Origin of the sequence: Agrobacterium sp. NPDC089420 (assembly GCF_044900305.1) — a bacterium.
Lineage (GTDB): Bacteria > Pseudomonadota > Alphaproteobacteria > Rhizobiales > Rhizobiaceae > Agrobacterium.
This window is the reverse complement of the sequence record NZ_JBJDMY010000020.1, coordinates 34389-48974: the sequence shown is the minus strand read 5'-3', so window position 1 is coordinate 48974 and position 14586 is coordinate 34389. Positions and strand designations below refer to the sequence as shown.

11 protein-coding genes are annotated in these 14586 nt (G+C 61.4%); all 11 read left to right on the top strand.

Annotated features, from left to right (window positions below):
* Positions 1 to 90 precede the first annotated feature (90 nt).
* The 11 genes from ntrB to ACI2KA_RS23420 all read left to right on the top strand — a co-directional run bounded on the left by ntrB (position 91) and on the right by ACI2KA_RS23420 (position 14583).
* Positions 91 to 984, top strand: a complete 894-nt coding sequence (gene ntrB, locus ACI2KA_RS23470) for a nitrate ABC transporter permease (protein ID WP_404504869.1) — start codon at positions 91 to 93, stop codon at positions 982 to 984.
* A gap of 71 nt (positions 985 to 1055) precedes the next feature.
* A complete protein-coding gene (locus ACI2KA_RS23465; RefSeq protein WP_035225183.1) occupies positions 1056 to 1853 on the top strand; it encodes an ABC transporter ATP-binding protein in 798 nt (265 codons plus the stop codon).
* A 5-nt stretch (positions 1854 to 1858) separates the two neighbouring features.
* Positions 1859 to 4306, top strand: coding sequence for a nitrite reductase large subunit NirB (gene nirB / locus ACI2KA_RS23460; RefSeq protein WP_404504868.1), 2448 nt, complete (start codon positions 1859 to 1861; stop codon positions 4304 to 4306).
* A gap of 5 nt (positions 4307 to 4311) precedes the next feature.
* A complete protein-coding gene (gene nirD / locus ACI2KA_RS23455) occupies positions 4312 to 4647 on the top strand; it encodes a nitrite reductase small subunit NirD (protein WP_404504867.1) in 336 nt (111 codons plus the stop codon).
* 226 nt (positions 4648 to 4873) lie between these two features.
* Complete coding sequence (locus ACI2KA_RS23450; RefSeq protein WP_404504866.1) at positions 4874 to 7522, top strand: molybdopterin-dependent oxidoreductase; 2649 nt, start codon at positions 4874 to 4876, stop codon at positions 7520 to 7522.
* Positions 7494 to 8972 (top strand): siroheme synthase CysG, encoded by a 1479-nt coding sequence (gene cysG / locus ACI2KA_RS23445; RefSeq protein ID WP_404504865.1) that lies wholly within the window; start codon positions 7494 to 7496, stop codon positions 8970 to 8972. Before ACI2KA_RS23450 ends, cysG begins: the two co-directional genes overlap by 29 nt.
* Before the next feature lie 144 nt (positions 8973 to 9116).
* The gene (locus ACI2KA_RS23440; protein WP_404504864.1) at positions 9117 to 9890 is read left to right on the top strand and encodes a DeoR/GlpR family DNA-binding transcription regulator; all 774 of its coding nucleotides are present in this window, start codon (positions 9117 to 9119) and stop codon (positions 9888 to 9890) included.
* Positions 9891 to 9998: 108 nt separating this feature from the next.
* On the top strand, positions 9999 to 11522 hold the full coding sequence (locus ACI2KA_RS23435; RefSeq protein WP_404504863.1) for a glycerol-3-phosphate dehydrogenase: 1524 nt from the start codon (positions 9999 to 10001) through the stop codon (positions 11520 to 11522).
* A 37-nt stretch (positions 11523 to 11559) separates the two neighbouring features.
* A complete protein-coding gene (locus tag ACI2KA_RS23430; protein WP_404504862.1) occupies positions 11560 to 12630 on the top strand; it encodes an ABC transporter ATP-binding protein in 1071 nt (356 codons plus the stop codon).
* Between the two features lie 13 nt (positions 12631 to 12643).
* On the top strand, positions 12644 to 13714 hold the full coding sequence (locus tag ACI2KA_RS23425) for an ABC transporter ATP-binding protein (protein ID WP_404504861.1): 1071 nt from the start codon (positions 12644 to 12646) through the stop codon (positions 13712 to 13714).
* Positions 13715 to 13716: 2 nt separating this feature from the next.
* Positions 13717 to 14583, top strand: coding sequence for a carbohydrate ABC transporter permease (locus tag ACI2KA_RS23420; protein ID WP_004437268.1), 867 nt, complete (start codon positions 13717 to 13719; stop codon positions 14581 to 14583).
* The last annotated feature ends 3 nt before the right edge of the window (positions 14584 to 14586 follow it).

The window sequence follows — 14586 nt, the reverse complement described above, 5'->3', positions numbered from 1 at the left end:
ATTCGCCAGTTCCCACCGTCCACCGGCTGAGACTGAAGACCGGGTGAGGGGCGAGACCCAGACCGCAACCGAAATAAAGAGGAAACGCCCATGTCCGCATTGGCCAGAAATTTCAAGGAAGAGCCGCAGCAGCCAGTGGCACAGAAGGCAAACGTCGTGGCGCTCGCCCCGAAAGCCGTGCCGCGGATCGATCTGCGCAAATGGGGTGCCGTCGCCGCGCGCAACATCATCCCGCCATTCATCGTTCTTGCCGTTCTGCTCGGCGTCTGGCAGCTGCTCTGTTCCGCCCCCGGCTCGTCGCTGCCGCCGCCGAGCCAGGTCTTCGAGGAAAGCTACGATCTCATCGTATCACCGTTTTTCCATAACGGTTCGCAGGATATCGGGCTCGGCTGGCGTGTGCTGGTTTCGCTGGAGCGTGTGGCCTATGGGTTCGGCCTTGCCGCCATCGCCGGCATCATCCTCGGCGCGGTGATTGGCCAGTCGGTCTGGGCCATGCGCGGTCTCGACCCGATCTTTCAGGTGCTGCGCACCGTGCCGCCGCTTGCCTGGCTGCCGCTGTCGCTGGCCGCGTTTCAGGACAGCAACCCCTCCGCCATTTTCGTGATCTTCATCACCTCCATCTGGCCGGTCATCATCAATACGGCGGTGGGCGTGCGCAACATTCCGCAGGATTACAGGAACGTGGCGCAGGTGCTGCGGCTCAACCAGCTGGAATTCTTCTTCAAGATCATGCTGCCTTCGGCCGCACCCTACATCTTCACCGGCCTGCGCATTGGTGTCGGCCTTTCATGGCTCGCGATCGTCGCGGCGGAAATGCTGACCGGCGGTGTCGGCATCGGCTTCTTCATCTGGGATGCGTGGAACTCCTCGCGCCTGCCCGACATCATCGTGGCGCTCGTCTATATCGGCGTCGTCGGCTTCGTGCTCGACAAGCTGGTGGCGGCGCTCGGCAAGGTCATCACCCGCGGCGCTGCGGCGAATTGAGAGGGAAAGCAATTCCAGGAAAAGTGGGAACCGGTTTTCCGTCCGGAATTGCGCCAGAGGAGAAATCAATCATGAACGCTTATCTGAAGCTCGATCATATCGACAAATATTTCGACAAGGGCGGCTCCCGCGCCGAGGTGCTGAAAGGCATCAACCTCACCATTGAAAAAGGCGAATTCGTTTCCGTCATCGGTCATTCCGGCTGTGGCAAATCCACCATGCTCAACCTCATCGCCGGGCTGACGAAAGTGTCCGCCGGCGCGGTCCTTCTCGAAAACCGCGAGGTCAATGAGCCTGGTCCGGAGCGGGCTGTCGTGTTCCAGAACCACAGCCTGCTGCCCTGGCTCTCTGTTTATGAAAACGTCAACCTCGCCGTCGAGAAGGTCTTCCGCAACACGAAAACGCGGGCCGAGCGGCATGACTGGGTCATGCGCAATCTCGATCTCGTGCAGATGGCACACGCGAAAGACAAGAAGCCTTCGGAAATTTCCGGCGGCATGAAGCAGCGTGTCGGCATCGCCCGGGCGCTCGCCATGGAACCGAAAATCCTGCTGCTGGACGAGCCTTTCGGGGCGCTGGACGCGCTGACCCGCGCCCATCTTCAGGATGCCGTGATGGAAATTCATGCCCGGCTCGGCAATACCATGGTCATGATCACCCATGATGTGGACGAGGCCGTGCTGCTCTCCGACCGCATCGTGATGATGACCAACGGCCCCGCCGCCCATATCGGCGAAGTGCTGGACGTGCCGCTGGCCCGCCCGCGCAACCGAATCGAGCTTGCCTCCGACAAGACTTACCTCAAATGCCGCGAGGCCGTGCTGAAGTTCCTTTACGAACGTCACCGCTTCGTTGAAGCCGCGGAGTAACGACCATGACGCAGAAACTCGTCATCATTGGCAATGGCATGGCGCCGGGGCGCATGCTGGAAAACCTGTTCGAAACCGCCCCCGGCCTTTACGATGTCACCATTTTCAACGCCGAACCGCGTGTCAATTACGACCGCATCATGCTTTCGCCGGTGCTTTCAGGCGAGAAGAGCTATGAGGATATCGTCATCCATGATGACGAATGGTACGCTGCCAACAAGGTGACGCTGCACAAGGGCGCGAAAGTCACCGGCATCGACCGTGACAGGAAGACCGTCACCAGCGAAAACGGCATCATGGCCTCCTACGACAGGCTGGTGATCGCCACCGGCTCGTCGCCCTTCATCATCCCCGTTCCCGGCCACCAGTTGCCCGGCGTGCTCGCCTATCGCGATCTCGACGATGTGACGAAGATGCTGAAGATCGCCGAGGGCAAGGGCCGCGCCATCGTCATCGGCGCGGGCCTTCTCGGGCTGGAGGCGGCCTATGGCCTGAAGCGTCAGGGGATGGATGTCACTGTCATCCACCTGATGCCGACGATCATGGAGCGTCAGCTCGACCCGGCAGCGGCCTATCTTCTCGAAAAGGCGCTGAATGAGCGTGGCATCGACATCATCACCAAGGCCAATACCAAATGCATTCTGGGTGAGGAGAAGGTCGAGGGCATCGAGCTGGAAGACGGCCGGGTCATCAAGGGTGATATGGTGGTGATGGCGGTCGGTATCCGTCCCGCATCGGGTCTCGCCAAGGAAGCCGGCCTTGCCGTCAATCGCGGCATCGTCGTGGATGACGGCATGATGACGTCGGACGCGTCGATTTACGCGCTCGGCGAATGCGCCGAGCATCGCGGCATGTGCTACGGCCTCGTCGCGCCGCTTTATGAATCGGCGCGGGTGCTGGCCGACCGCTTATGCGGCGGATCGGCCGAATATCACGGCTCCGTCACCAATACGAAATTGAAGGTCACCGGCATCAACCTGTTTTCCGCCGGCGATTTCGCCGAAGGCGACGACCGCGAGGAAATCGTGCTGCGCGATGCCACCGCCGGTGTCTACAAGCGCCTTATCCTCAAGGAAAACCGCATCATCGGCGCGGTGCTCTATGGCGAGACGGCGGATGGGTCGTGGTTCTTCGACCTGATGAAGAAATCCACCGATATTTCCGCCATGCGCGAAACCCTGATCTTCGGCCAGGCCTATCAGGGAGGGTCGCCGCTGGACCCTATGGCGGCCGTTGCAGCCTTGCCGGATGATGCGGAAATCTGCGGCTGCAACGGCGTGTGCAAGGGCAAGATCACCACGGCCATCACTTCGAAGGGGCTGACGTCGCTCGACGATGTGCGCGCCCACACCAAGGCCTCCGCCTCCTGCGGCAATTGTACCGGCCTTGTCGAGCGGCTGATGACGCTGACGCTCGGCGACAGCTACAACCCCGCCGCCGTGCAGCCCATGTGCAAATGCACCGATCTCGGCCATGACGATGTGCGCCGGCTGATCAAGGCCAAGGGGCTGAAGACCATCCCCGCCGTGATGCAGGAACTGGAATGGAAAACCTCCTGCGGCTGCGCCAAGTGCCGGCCGGCGCTCAATTATTACCTCGTCTGCGACTGGCCGGACGAGTATGCCGACGACTACCAGTCACGCTTCATCAATGAGCGCGTCCACGCCAATATCCAGAAGGACGGCACCTATTCCGTTGTGCCGCGCATGTGGGGCGGCGTCACCTCCTCGTCCGAACTTCGGGCGATCGCCGATGTGGTCGATAAATTCGAAATCCCGATGGTGAAGGTGACGGGCGGCCAGCGCATCGATCTGCTCGGCATCGAGAAGGAGGATTTGCCCGCCGTCTGGGCCGATCTCGGCAAGGCCGGATTCATTTCCGGCCAGGCTTATGCCAAAGGTTTGCGCACGGTAAAAACCTGTGTGGGCCAGCAATGGTGCCGCTTCGGCACGCAGGATTCGACCGGCCTTGGCATCCGCATCGAAAAATTCATGTGGGGTTCCTGGACGCCGGCCAAGTTGAAGCTCGCCGTTTCCGGCTGTCCGCGCAATTGCGCGGAGGCCACCTGCAAGGATATCGGCGTCATCTGCGTCGACTCCGGTTTCGAAATCCATTTCGCCGGTGCCGCTGGTCTCGATATCAAGGGCACGGAAGTGCTCGGCCTCGTCAAAACCGAGGATGAGGCGCTGGAGCATATCGTGGCGCTGACCCAGATGTACCGCGAACAGGCGCGCTATCTGGAGCGCATCTACAAATGGGCGAAACGCATCGGTTACGACGAGGTTCGCCGCCAGATCATGGACGATGCCGAAAAGCGCAAAGCCTATTTCGACCGCTTCGTCTTCAGCCAGAAATTCGCGCAGGTCGATCCCTGGTCGGAACGGGTGTCCGGCCATGACAAGCATGAATTCAGGCCCATGGCGGCAATCGGTTTCAATGCGGCGGCGGAGTGAGAACGATGGACAGCAACTGGATCGATATTGGCGATATCTTAGACATTCCGCTGCGCGGCGCGCGTTGCGTGAAAACGCCGATGGGCAAGATCGCCGTGTTCCGCACGGCGGAAAATCAAGTCTTCGCGATCGAGGATCATTGCCCGCACAAGGGCGGGCCGCTCTCCCAGGGCATCGTGCACGGGGCTTCGGTGACGTGCCCCTTGCACAATTGGGTGATTTCGCTGGAAACCGGCAAGGCGCTGGGGGCGGATGAAGGAGAGGTGCGGACCATTCCGGTGCGCAATCTCGACGGACGGCTTTCCATCGCGCTTGAAACTTTGATGATCGCGGCGGAGTGAATGGCGATGGCGGCGATGGTACCCCCCTCTGCCCTGCCGGACATCTCCCCCTCAAGGGGGGAGATCACTTGCGGCGCGGACGCCAATTCACAGCTTGCAACGCTGCCCGCAGAGATGAAGCGGGAAGTCTTCCGCTTGTCGATCTCCCCCCTTGAGGGGGAGATGTCCGGCAGGACAGAGGGGGGTAAGCGCCACGCGCCGAGAGGGCAAATAAGAGGGCAAAGCCATGCCCGCTGAAACCAAAACCACCTGTCCCTATTGCGGCGTTGGCTGCGGCGTCATCGCTACCGTTACCGATGACGGTGCCGTCTCCGTCAGGGGCGATCAGGACCACCCCGCCAATTTCGGTCGGCTGTGTTCCAAGGGCTCGGCGCTGGCCGAAACCATCGATCTCGACGGCCGCCTGCTCCACCCGGAAATCGCCGGCCGGCGGGCGGCCTGGGACGAGGCGCTTAATCTCATCGCTTCACGGTTCTCGCAAGCCATTGCCGAGCACGGCCCGGATTCGGTCGCCTTTTACGTCTCCGGCCAATTGCTGACGGAAGATTATTACCTGGCGAACAAGCTGATGAAGGGTTTCATCGGCTCGGCCAATATCGATACCAATTCAAGGCTGTGCATGTCGTCATCCGTCGCCGGCCACCGCCGCGCCTTCGGGGCCGATACGGTGCCGGGCACCTATGAGGATATGGAGCTTGCCGATCTGGTGATCCTCACCGGTTCCAACCTCGCCTGGTGCCACCCTGTCCTCTACCAGCGGCTGGCGGCGGCGAAGGCGGCGCGGCCGGAAATGCAGGTGGTGGTCATCGATCCGCGCCGGACGATGAGCGCCGATATTGCTGACATGCACCTCGCCATCCGCCCGGATGGGGATGTGGCGCTGTTTACCGGTCTGCTGGCGCATCTTTCCGGCAGTTCGGCGATCGATCATGCTTATGTGCAAAACCATACGGCCGGCTTTGGTGCCGCCATGCGGGCCGCAGGCGAACATAGCCTGCCGGAAATCGCCGAGGCCACCGGCCTGCCGGTTGCCGAGCTGGTCTCCTTTTACGAATTGTTCGAGCGCACGCAAAATACCGTCACCTGCTACAGCCAGGGCGTCAACCAGTCTGAAAGCGGCACGGACAAGGTCAACGCCATAATCAATTGCCATCTCGCCACCGGCCGCATCGGCCGGCCGGGCATGGGGCCGTTTTCGCTGACCGGCCAGCCGAACGCCATGGGCGGGCGTGAGGTCGGCGGGCTCGCCAACATGCTGGCCGCCCATATGGCCATCGAAAGCGCTGAAGATCGCGACCGCGTGCAGCGCTTCTGGGCCTCACCCGCCATTGCGGAAAAGCCCGGCCTGAAGGCAGTGGATATGTTCCGGGCGGTGGCGGATGGCCGCATCAAGGCTCTGTGGATCATGGCGACCAACCCGGTGGTTTCCATGCCGGATGCCGGTGCCGTCGAGGCGGCGATCAAGGCCTGTCCCTTTGTCGTGGTATCAGACGTCATGGCCGATACGGACACGGCCCGCCATGCCCATGTGCTTCTGCCGTCGCTTGGCTGGGGCGAAAAGGATGGCACCGTCACCAATTCCGAACGGCGCATTTCTCGTCAGCGCGGTTTTCTTGACGCTCCGGGTGAAGCCAGGGCGGACTGGTGGCAGATGGCGCAAGTGGGAAGACGCATGGGTTTCGATACCGCCTTCGCTTACCAGCGGCCATCGGAGATTTTTGCCGAACACGCCGCTCTTTCCGGCTTCGAGAATGCCGGCAGCCGCGATTTCGATATCGGCGGAATAGACCGGGATTCCTACGACAGGATGATGCCTTTCCAATGGCCGAAGGCCGGACCAGGCGAAGCTGAAGTGACCCGCTTTTTCGCGGATGGCCGGTTTTACCATACCGATGGCAAGGCGCGGTTCGTCGCCACCGCCTTGCCGCAGACCGGCAGGACATCGGCGGATTATCCGCTGACGCTGAATACCGGCCGCATTCGCGACCAATGGCACACCATGACCCGCACCGGCAAAAGCGCACGCCTTACCGCCCATATCGCCGAACCCTTCGCCGAACTTCACCCGCGCGATGCGCAGGCGCTCGGCATAAAAAGCGCCGATCTGGTGGAGCTCGAAAGTCCCTATGGCAGGGTGCTGCTGCGGGCGCTGGTCAGCGAAAGGCAGGCGCGCGGCTCGGTCTTCGCGCCGATGCACTGGAACGACCAGTTCGCCGCGCGGGCGCGCATCGATACGGTCGTGGCGCCGGTCACGGATCCCCATTCCGGCCAGCCCGCTTCGAAAAACATGGGCGTAAGGACAAGGCGTTTCGAAGCGAAGGCCTATGGTTTCGCCATTTCCCGCACCCGGCCGGATGCACCGGATTGCGCCTATTGGGCGATCGCCAAGGCGGATGGCGGCTATCGCATGGAGCTTGCCTTCGCGGAAGCGCCGCAGGATTGGACGCTCTGGGCACGGCAGGTTTTCGGCATCGGCGCGCGGGTCGAGCCGCTGGGCTATAGCGACCGGCAGACCGGCGATCTGCGGCTCGCCTTCTTCGACGGTGATATCCTTTTGGCGGCGCTGTTCATCGCCAAGGAGCCGGTGGCCGTCGCCCGCAACTGGGCGATCTCGCAATTGAGCGAGCGTCACGGGGATTTGCGCCTGCGTTTTGCGCTGGTGGCCGGCCGTCCGGGTGCGGGGCGAGCCGATCCGGGGGCGACGGTATGCTCCTGCTTCAATGTCGGCGTGAACCAGATCACCGCCGCCATCCGCGACGGCTGCCACAGCGTCGAAGCCATCGGCAAGGCGCTGAATGCCGGAACCAATTGCGGCTCCTGCCGCGCCGAAATCAGGGGGATCATCGATGGATGCCTTAAAACCGCAGCGGAATGAACCGGCCCGCATGGAGAAGCTCGCCAAATTACCGGTCTTCTGGGGGCTTGAGGGCAAGCGCGTGGTGCTGGCGGGCGAATCGGACGGGGCCGCCTGGAAGGTGGAACTGCTGTTGGCCTGTGGTGCGCAGCTCGATCTTTATTGCGAGGAAAGCGAACTTTCGGAAAGCCTTGCGGCGCTTATCGCCAAAAGCCCGGTGCTGACATGGCATGACCGTTCGTGGGGCGCGGATATTTTCAAAGGCGCGGAACTGGCGCTGGCGGATTGCGACACCGAAGAGGAAGCTGAAAGATTTTACCATGCCGCGCGCGCCGCCGGCGTGCCGGTCAATGTCATCGACAAGCCGGAATTCTGCCAGTTCCAGTTCGGCTCCATCGTCAATCGCTCGCCGGTGGTGGTGTCGATTTCCACCGATGGCGCCGCCCCCATTCTGGCGCAGGCCATCCGCCGGCGCATCGAGACATTGCTGCCGCTTTCGCTGAAAGATTGGGCGGCACTTGCCCAAAGGCTCCGCGAGCGCGTCAATCTGCGGCTCGCCCCCGGTCTGGCGCGGCGGTCCTTCTGGGAAAAATTCGCCGATCGGGCCTTTACCGAAAGGCTGGGTGAGGAGAGCGAGGAACGGCTGCTCACGGATATCGCAACGCAGGCCGGGCGGGCGGGATCGGGTCGCGGGTTCGTGACCCTGGTGGGCGCCGGGCCGGGGGATGCGGAGCTTCTGACGCTGAAAGCCGTGCGCGCGCTACAGGCGGCCGATGTCATTCTGTTCGACGATCTCGTTTCAGCCGAGGTGCTGGAACTGGCGCGGCGGGAGGCGAAGCGCATGCTGGTCGGCAAGCGCGGCGGCCGGGAAAGCTGCAAGCAGGAAGACATTAACGAGATGATGATTCGCCTCGCCAAGACCGGCAAACGGGTGGTGCGGCTGAAATCCGGCGATCCGATGATCTTCGGGCGGGCCGGTGAGGAGATCGCGGCGCTGGAAGCGGAAAATATCCCGGTCGAGGTCGTGCCCGGCATCACCGCCGCAAGCGCCATGGCCTCGCGCCTCGGCGTTTCCCTGACTCATCGCGACCATGCCCAGTCGGTCCGCTTCGTCACCGGCCACTCGCGGCAGGGAAAGCTGCCGGGGAATATCGACTGGCAGTCTTTGTCGAACCCTTGTGTGACCACCGTTTTTTACATGGGCGGCCGCACCGCTGCGAAGATCCAGTCCTCCCTGCTTGCCCACGGCATGCCCGCATCGACGCCCGTTGTGGTGATGATTTCCGTCAGCCGCGCATATGAGCGGCGCTGGTGCGGTACGCTCGCGCAACTGGCTGAAGCCGTCGAGAAGCTGGGCGTCAACGAACCTGTGCTGATCGGGATCGGCGATGTCTTCCATGCCGCTTTCGTGGCATTTTCCGGCGCGGGCGGAGAGGAAACTGCTGCCGAGCTCATCCAGAAAGCGGGGTAACGAACGGGCTTTTTCGTTCGCGCCCTGCATCTTTCATATGTATCCGCACAGCGGCGGATCTCGCCGTGACAAAACCCTCCTTGACATTGGTTTTTGGTTCGCTCTTCAATAAAACGAAAAAATTGAAAGAGGAGGGAGGGTAAAATGCTGCTCACACCGCGTCAGGATGAAATCGTCGCGCTGGCGAAAGCGAACGGCCGGGTGCTGGTCGATGAGTTGGCGGCGCGGTTTTCGGTGACTCCCCAGACGATCCGCAAGGACCTCAACGATCTCTGCGACACGCGGGTGCTGACACGCATCCATGGTGGTGCGCTGTTTCCGAGCGGCAATGAGAATGTCAAATACGAGGCGCGACGGGCCATCGCTTCTGCCGAAAAACAGGCGATCGGGGCTGCAGCGGCGGCTCTCATCCCCAATAATTCGTCGCTTTTCATCAATATCGGCACAACGACCGAAGCGGTGGGAGAAGCGCTGGCGGACCATCACGAGCTGATGGTCATTACCAACAATATCAATGTTGCCAACAGGTTGAGGGTATTTCCCGGCATCGAGGTGGTGATTGCCGGCGGTGTCGTGCGTGGCTCCGATGGCGGTATCGTCGGTGAGGCTGCGGTGGATTTCATCCGCCAGTTCAAGGTTGATTTCGCCGTTATCGGCGTTTCGGCGATAGACGAGGATGGCGCCCTGCTGGATTTCGACTTCCGGGAGGTCAAGGTGGCGCAGGCAATCATCTCCAATGCCCGCCATGTCATTCTGGTGTCGGATTCGCTGAAGTTCGAGCGCACAGCCCCGGTGCGTATCGGCCATCTTTCCCAGGTGCATACCTTCATCACCGATCATTGTCCTGTCGATTCGATCCGCTCCATCTGCGCGGATCACGACGTCCAGCTGATTGAAACCGAGGCCCGCCAAGCCTGATTCATCGGGCGACGTGATTTCGTTTGACATTCGTTTTGTCTTCGAATTAGATGTTCGTGCTTTCAATATATCGATGAGGAGAGCGTCGATGAAAGCGCGGGAGGGTGCATGTCTGACGGGGCAATCCACGATATTTTCGTGATCGGCGGCGGTATCAACGGCTGCGGCATCGCGCGTGACGCCGTCGGCAGAGGCTATTCCGTTGTCCTTGCGGAAATGAACGATTTCGCCTCCGGCACGTCCTCCGCCGCCACCAAGCTCATCCATGGCGGTTTGCGTTATCTCGAACATTATGAATTTCGTCTGGTGCGCGAAGCCCTGATGGAGCGCGAAGTGCTGTGGGCCATGGCGCCTCACATCATCTGGCCCATGCGCTTCGTCCTGCCGTTCCAGAAAGGCGGGGTGCGCCCGGCCTGGCTCGTGCGCCTCGGTCTTTTTCTTTACGATCATCTCGGCGGCCGCAAGCTTCTGCCCGCCACCCGCTCGCTCGATCTGCGCCGCGACCCTGCGGGAAAGCCGCTGAAGCCGATCTTTGCCCGCGCCTTCGAATATTCCGACGGCTGGGTGGATGATGCCCGGCTGGTGGTTCTGAACGCCCGCGACGCGGCCGATCGCGGCGCCCTGATCCTCAATCGCACGCAGGTGGTTTCCGCGCGTCGCGAAGGCGCATTCTGGCGCGTGGAGACGAAGAGTGCCGCGGGTGAGGTCGCGACCTATCGGGCGCGTATGCTGGTGAACGCTGCCGGCCCCTGGGTCGACAGGGTTCTGTCTTCGACATTCGGCAAGAACAACGTTCACAATGTCCGTCTCGTGCAGGGCAGCCATATCATCGTGCGCAGGAAATTTTCTGATCCACGCGCCTATTTCTTCCAGAATCCGGACGGGCGCATCATTTTCGCCATTCCCTATGAACAGGATTTTACGCTGATCGGCACGACGGATCGTGACTATACCGGCGATCCCCGCGCGGTTAAGATCAGCGACGAGGAAATCAGCTATCTTTGCAGCGCGGCGAGTGAATATTTTTCCGAGCCGGTAAGGCCGGTCGATATCGTCTGGACCTATTCCGGCGTGCGCCCGCTCTTCGATGACGGCGCCTCGAAAGCGCAGGAAGCGACCCGCGATTATGTGTTGAAAACCGAAGGGGCGGAAGGCGAAGCGCCGCTCCTCAATATTTTCGGCGGCAAGCTCACCACCTATCGGCGGCTTGCCGAACATGCTCTTGAAAAAATCGGCGAGGCGCTGGGTGAAAAGGGCGTACCCTGGACGGCGGGGTCGCATCTGCCGGGTGGAAATTTCGGCGCAGAGGCTTATGCGGCGGAGGTTTTGGCCCTGCGGTCGCGTTATCCCTTCCTTGAAGAGCGTCACGCCGGGCGGCTTGTCCGTTGTTACGGAACGGATGCGGCCGCCATGCTGGGTTCGGCCACGGATGCAGCGGCGTTGGGCCGGCATTTCGGCGGTACGCTTTATGAGGCCGAGGTCCGCTGGCTGATGGCGCGGGAATGGGCGCTGACGGCGGAGGATATTCTGTGGCGTCGCACCAAGCAGGGGCTTTTCCTGACGCCTGAAGAGGCGCGCGGATTGGAAGACTATATCGAAGACATTGCAGGTGGACGCTTGAAGGCAATCTGACGATCCGATCGAAAAGCGGAGGAGGCTTTGGATCACCATGCTTGAATTGCGAAACGTCTCGAAGATGGTGGGTGGTGACTATCATATTCACCCGACCGATCTGACGTTGCAGCGCGGAAGCCTGAACGTCCTGCTCGGACCGACGCTTTCGGGCAAGACGACGCTCATGCGGCTGATGGCCGGGCTGGACAAGCCGAGCGAAGGCTCCGTCTATTTCAACGGCGAGGATGTGACCGGCTGGCCGGTGCAGAAGCGCAACGTTGCCATGGTTTACCAGCAGTTCATCAACTATCCGGCGCTCAGCGTTTACGAAAACATCGCCTCGCCGATGCGGGTCGCCGGCAAGGATCAGGCAAGCATCGACCGGGAGGTGAGGAAGGCGGCCGAGCTTCTGAAGCTGACGCCCTATCTCGACCGTACGCCGCTCAACCTTTCAGGCGGCCAGCAGCAGCGAACGGCGCTTGCCCGCGCCATCGTCAAGAACGCCCATCTGGTGCTGCTCGATGAGCCGCTCGCCAATCTCGATTACAAGCTGCGTGAGGAGTTGCGCGAGGAACTGCCGCGCATCTTCGCCGAATCCGGCGCGATCTTCGTTTATGCCACTACCGAACCGTCCGAGGCCCTGCTGCTGGGCGGCAACACGGCCACGCTTAACGAAGGAAAGGTGACGCAGTTCAGCCGCACGATCGAGGTTTACCGGCGTCCGGTGGATATCGTCACTGCGGAAATCTTTGCCGATCCGCCGCTCAACACCATCGAGGTCGTCAAGGCGGGTAACGCTTTCACGCGCGCCGATCAGGCGGTGGTTGCTGTGCCGGCGCATCTTGCCGCCGTGCCGGATGGCCCTTTGACCATTGCCTTCCAGCCGCATCATCTTTTCCCGCAGGCAAAGGGTGAGGCGCGGCAATCGATCCGGGCGCGGACGCTGATCTCGGAAATCGCCGGATCGGAAAGCTTCGTGCATGTGGAATTTTCCGGTCGGCGCTGGGTCATGCTGGCGCATGGCATTCACGACATCGAACCCGACAGGGATATCGAACTGTTTCTCGATACAAAGCACCTGATGGCCTTTGACGCGAATGGCCGCGCCATCGGCGAAGCGGCCTGAGGGGAGATCGGCCATGGCACGCATCACGCTCGATCATATCCGCCACGCCTATAATGCCAAGGCGCAGGCTGCCGGGGATTATGCCCTGAAAGAAGTCCATCATGAATGGGAGGATGGCGGTGCCTATGCGTTGCTCGGCCCTTCCGGCTGCGGCAAGACCACGCTGCTGAACATCATTTCCGGCCTGCTGCGGCCGTCCGAAGGCCGCATTGCCTTCGACGGAACCGACGTCACCGATTTCGCCACCGAAGACCGCAATATCGCCCAGGTGTTCCAGTTCCCGGTCGTCTACGACACGATGACGGTTTACGACAATCTGGCCTTTCCGTTGCGCAACCGGCATGTGCCGGAAGCCGAGGTTGAGCGGCGGGTACGGGAAATTCTCGAGATGACCGATCTTTCCGGCATGGCGAAACGCCGCGCGCGGGGCCTGACGGCCGACCAGAAACAGAAGATTTCGCTGGCACGCGGGCTGGTGCGATCCGACGTCAACGCGATTCTTTTCGACGAACCGCTGACGGTGATCGACCCGCATATGAAATGGGTGCTCCGCTCGCAGTTGAAGCGGCTGCACCGCCAGTCCGGTTTCACCATGGTCTATGTTACCCATGACCAGACCGAAGCGCTGACCTTCGCCGACAAGGTGGTGGTCATGTATGACGGGCAGATTGTCCAGATCGGCACGCCCGCCGAGCTTTTCGAGCGGCCGGGGCATACATTTGTCGGTTACTTCATCGGCTCCCCGGGCATGAATGTCTTGCCCGCCAGCATCGACGGAGCGACGGCTGTGGTCGGCGGCCTTGGCGTCCCGCTGACTGGCGCACCGAAGGTCGACGCCGCACAGCGCATCGAGATCGGCATCCGCCCGGAATTCGTCCGGCTGGAACGCGGCGGCATGCCGATCACCATCGACAAGGTGGAAGATATCGGCCGGCAGAAGATCGTGCGTGCCCGCTTTGCCGGCCAGAAGCTCGCGATCGTCGTTGCCGAAGACGAGGAAATTCCGGCGGAAGCGGGTGTCCGCTTTGATCCGGCCGCCATCGGCGTCTTCGCCGACTCGTGGCGTGTGAAGATGGGGGCCTGACCATGGAAAAGAGCTGGAACAACAAGGCATGGTTCATGGTGCTGCCGGTGCTGGTGCTGGTCGCCTTTTCCGCCGTCATTCCGCTGATGACCGTCGTGAACTATTCGGTGCAGGATACGTTCGGCAACAACCAGTTCTTCTGGGCCGGAACGCAATGGTTCGAGGAAATTCTGGCCTCGGACCGTTTCTGGGATGCGCTGGGGCGCAACCTGCTGTTTTCCGGCATCATCCTGGCGATTGAAATTCCGCTCGGCATCTTCATCGCGCTCAAAATGCCGAAATCCGGCATCGGCGTGCCGATCTGCCTCGTCACCATGGCGCTGCCGCTGCTGGTGCCGTGGAACGTTGTCGGCACCATCTGGCAGGTTTTCGGCCGCAGCGATATCGGGCTGCTCGGTTATTACGCCAATCAGCTCGGGCTCGATTACAACTATGTCAATGATCCGGTCGATGCATGGATCACGGTCGTCATCATGGATGTCTGGCACTGGACGAGCCTTGTCGTCCTCCTGTGCTATGCCAGCCTCGTCTCCATTCCGGATGCCTATTATCAGGCAGCAAGGATCGATGGCGCATCGCGTTTCGCGGTATTCCGGTTCATCCAGCTGCCGAAGATGAAGCGGGTATTGCTCATCGCCTTCCTGCTGCGCTTCATGGACAGTTTCATGATCTATACCGAGCCCTTCGTCGTCACCGGCGGCGGCCCGGGCAATTCCACCACCTTCCTGTCCATCGATCTCGTGAAGATGGCGCTTGGCCAGTTCGACCTCGGGCCGGCGGCGGCCATGTCGCTGATCTATTTCCTCATCATCCTGCTGCTGTCCTGGGTGTTCTACACCGTCATGACCAGCCACGACGCGGAGACCTGAGAC

Bases quoted from the DNA above. Each gene is read 5' to 3' on its own strand.
- ntrB (WP_404504869.1), top strand. From the start codon at position 91: ATGTCCGCATTGGCCAGAAATTTCAAGGAAGAGCCGCAGCAGCCAGTG.
- ACI2KA_RS23465 (WP_035225183.1), top strand. From the start codon at position 1,056: ATGAACGCTTATCTGAAGCTCGATCATATCGACAAATATTTCGACAAG.
- nirB (WP_404504868.1), top strand. From the start codon at position 1,859: ATGACGCAGAAACTCGTCATCATTGGCAATGGCATGGCGCCGGGGCGC.
- nirD (WP_404504867.1), top strand. From the start codon at position 4,312: ATGGACAGCAACTGGATCGATATTGGCGATATCTTAGACATTCCGCTG.
- ACI2KA_RS23450 (WP_404504866.1), top strand. From the start codon at position 4,874: ATGCCCGCTGAAACCAAAACCACCTGTCCCTATTGCGGCGTTGGCTGC.
- cysG (WP_404504865.1), top strand. From the start codon at position 7,494: ATGGATGCCTTAAAACCGCAGCGGAATGAACCGGCCCGCATGGAGAAG.
- ACI2KA_RS23440 (WP_404504864.1), top strand. From the start codon at position 9,117: ATGCTGCTCACACCGCGTCAGGATGAAATCGTCGCGCTGGCGAAAGCG.
- ACI2KA_RS23435 (WP_404504863.1), top strand. From the start codon at position 9,999: ATGTCTGACGGGGCAATCCACGATATTTTCGTGATCGGCGGCGGTATC.
- ACI2KA_RS23430 (WP_404504862.1), top strand. From the start codon at position 11,560: ATGCTTGAATTGCGAAACGTCTCGAAGATGGTGGGTGGTGACTATCAT.
- ACI2KA_RS23425 (WP_404504861.1), top strand. From the start codon at position 12,644: ATGGCACGCATCACGCTCGATCATATCCGCCACGCCTATAATGCCAAG.
- ACI2KA_RS23420 (WP_004437268.1), top strand. From the start codon at position 13,717: ATGGAAAAGAGCTGGAACAACAAGGCATGGTTCATGGTGCTGCCGGTG.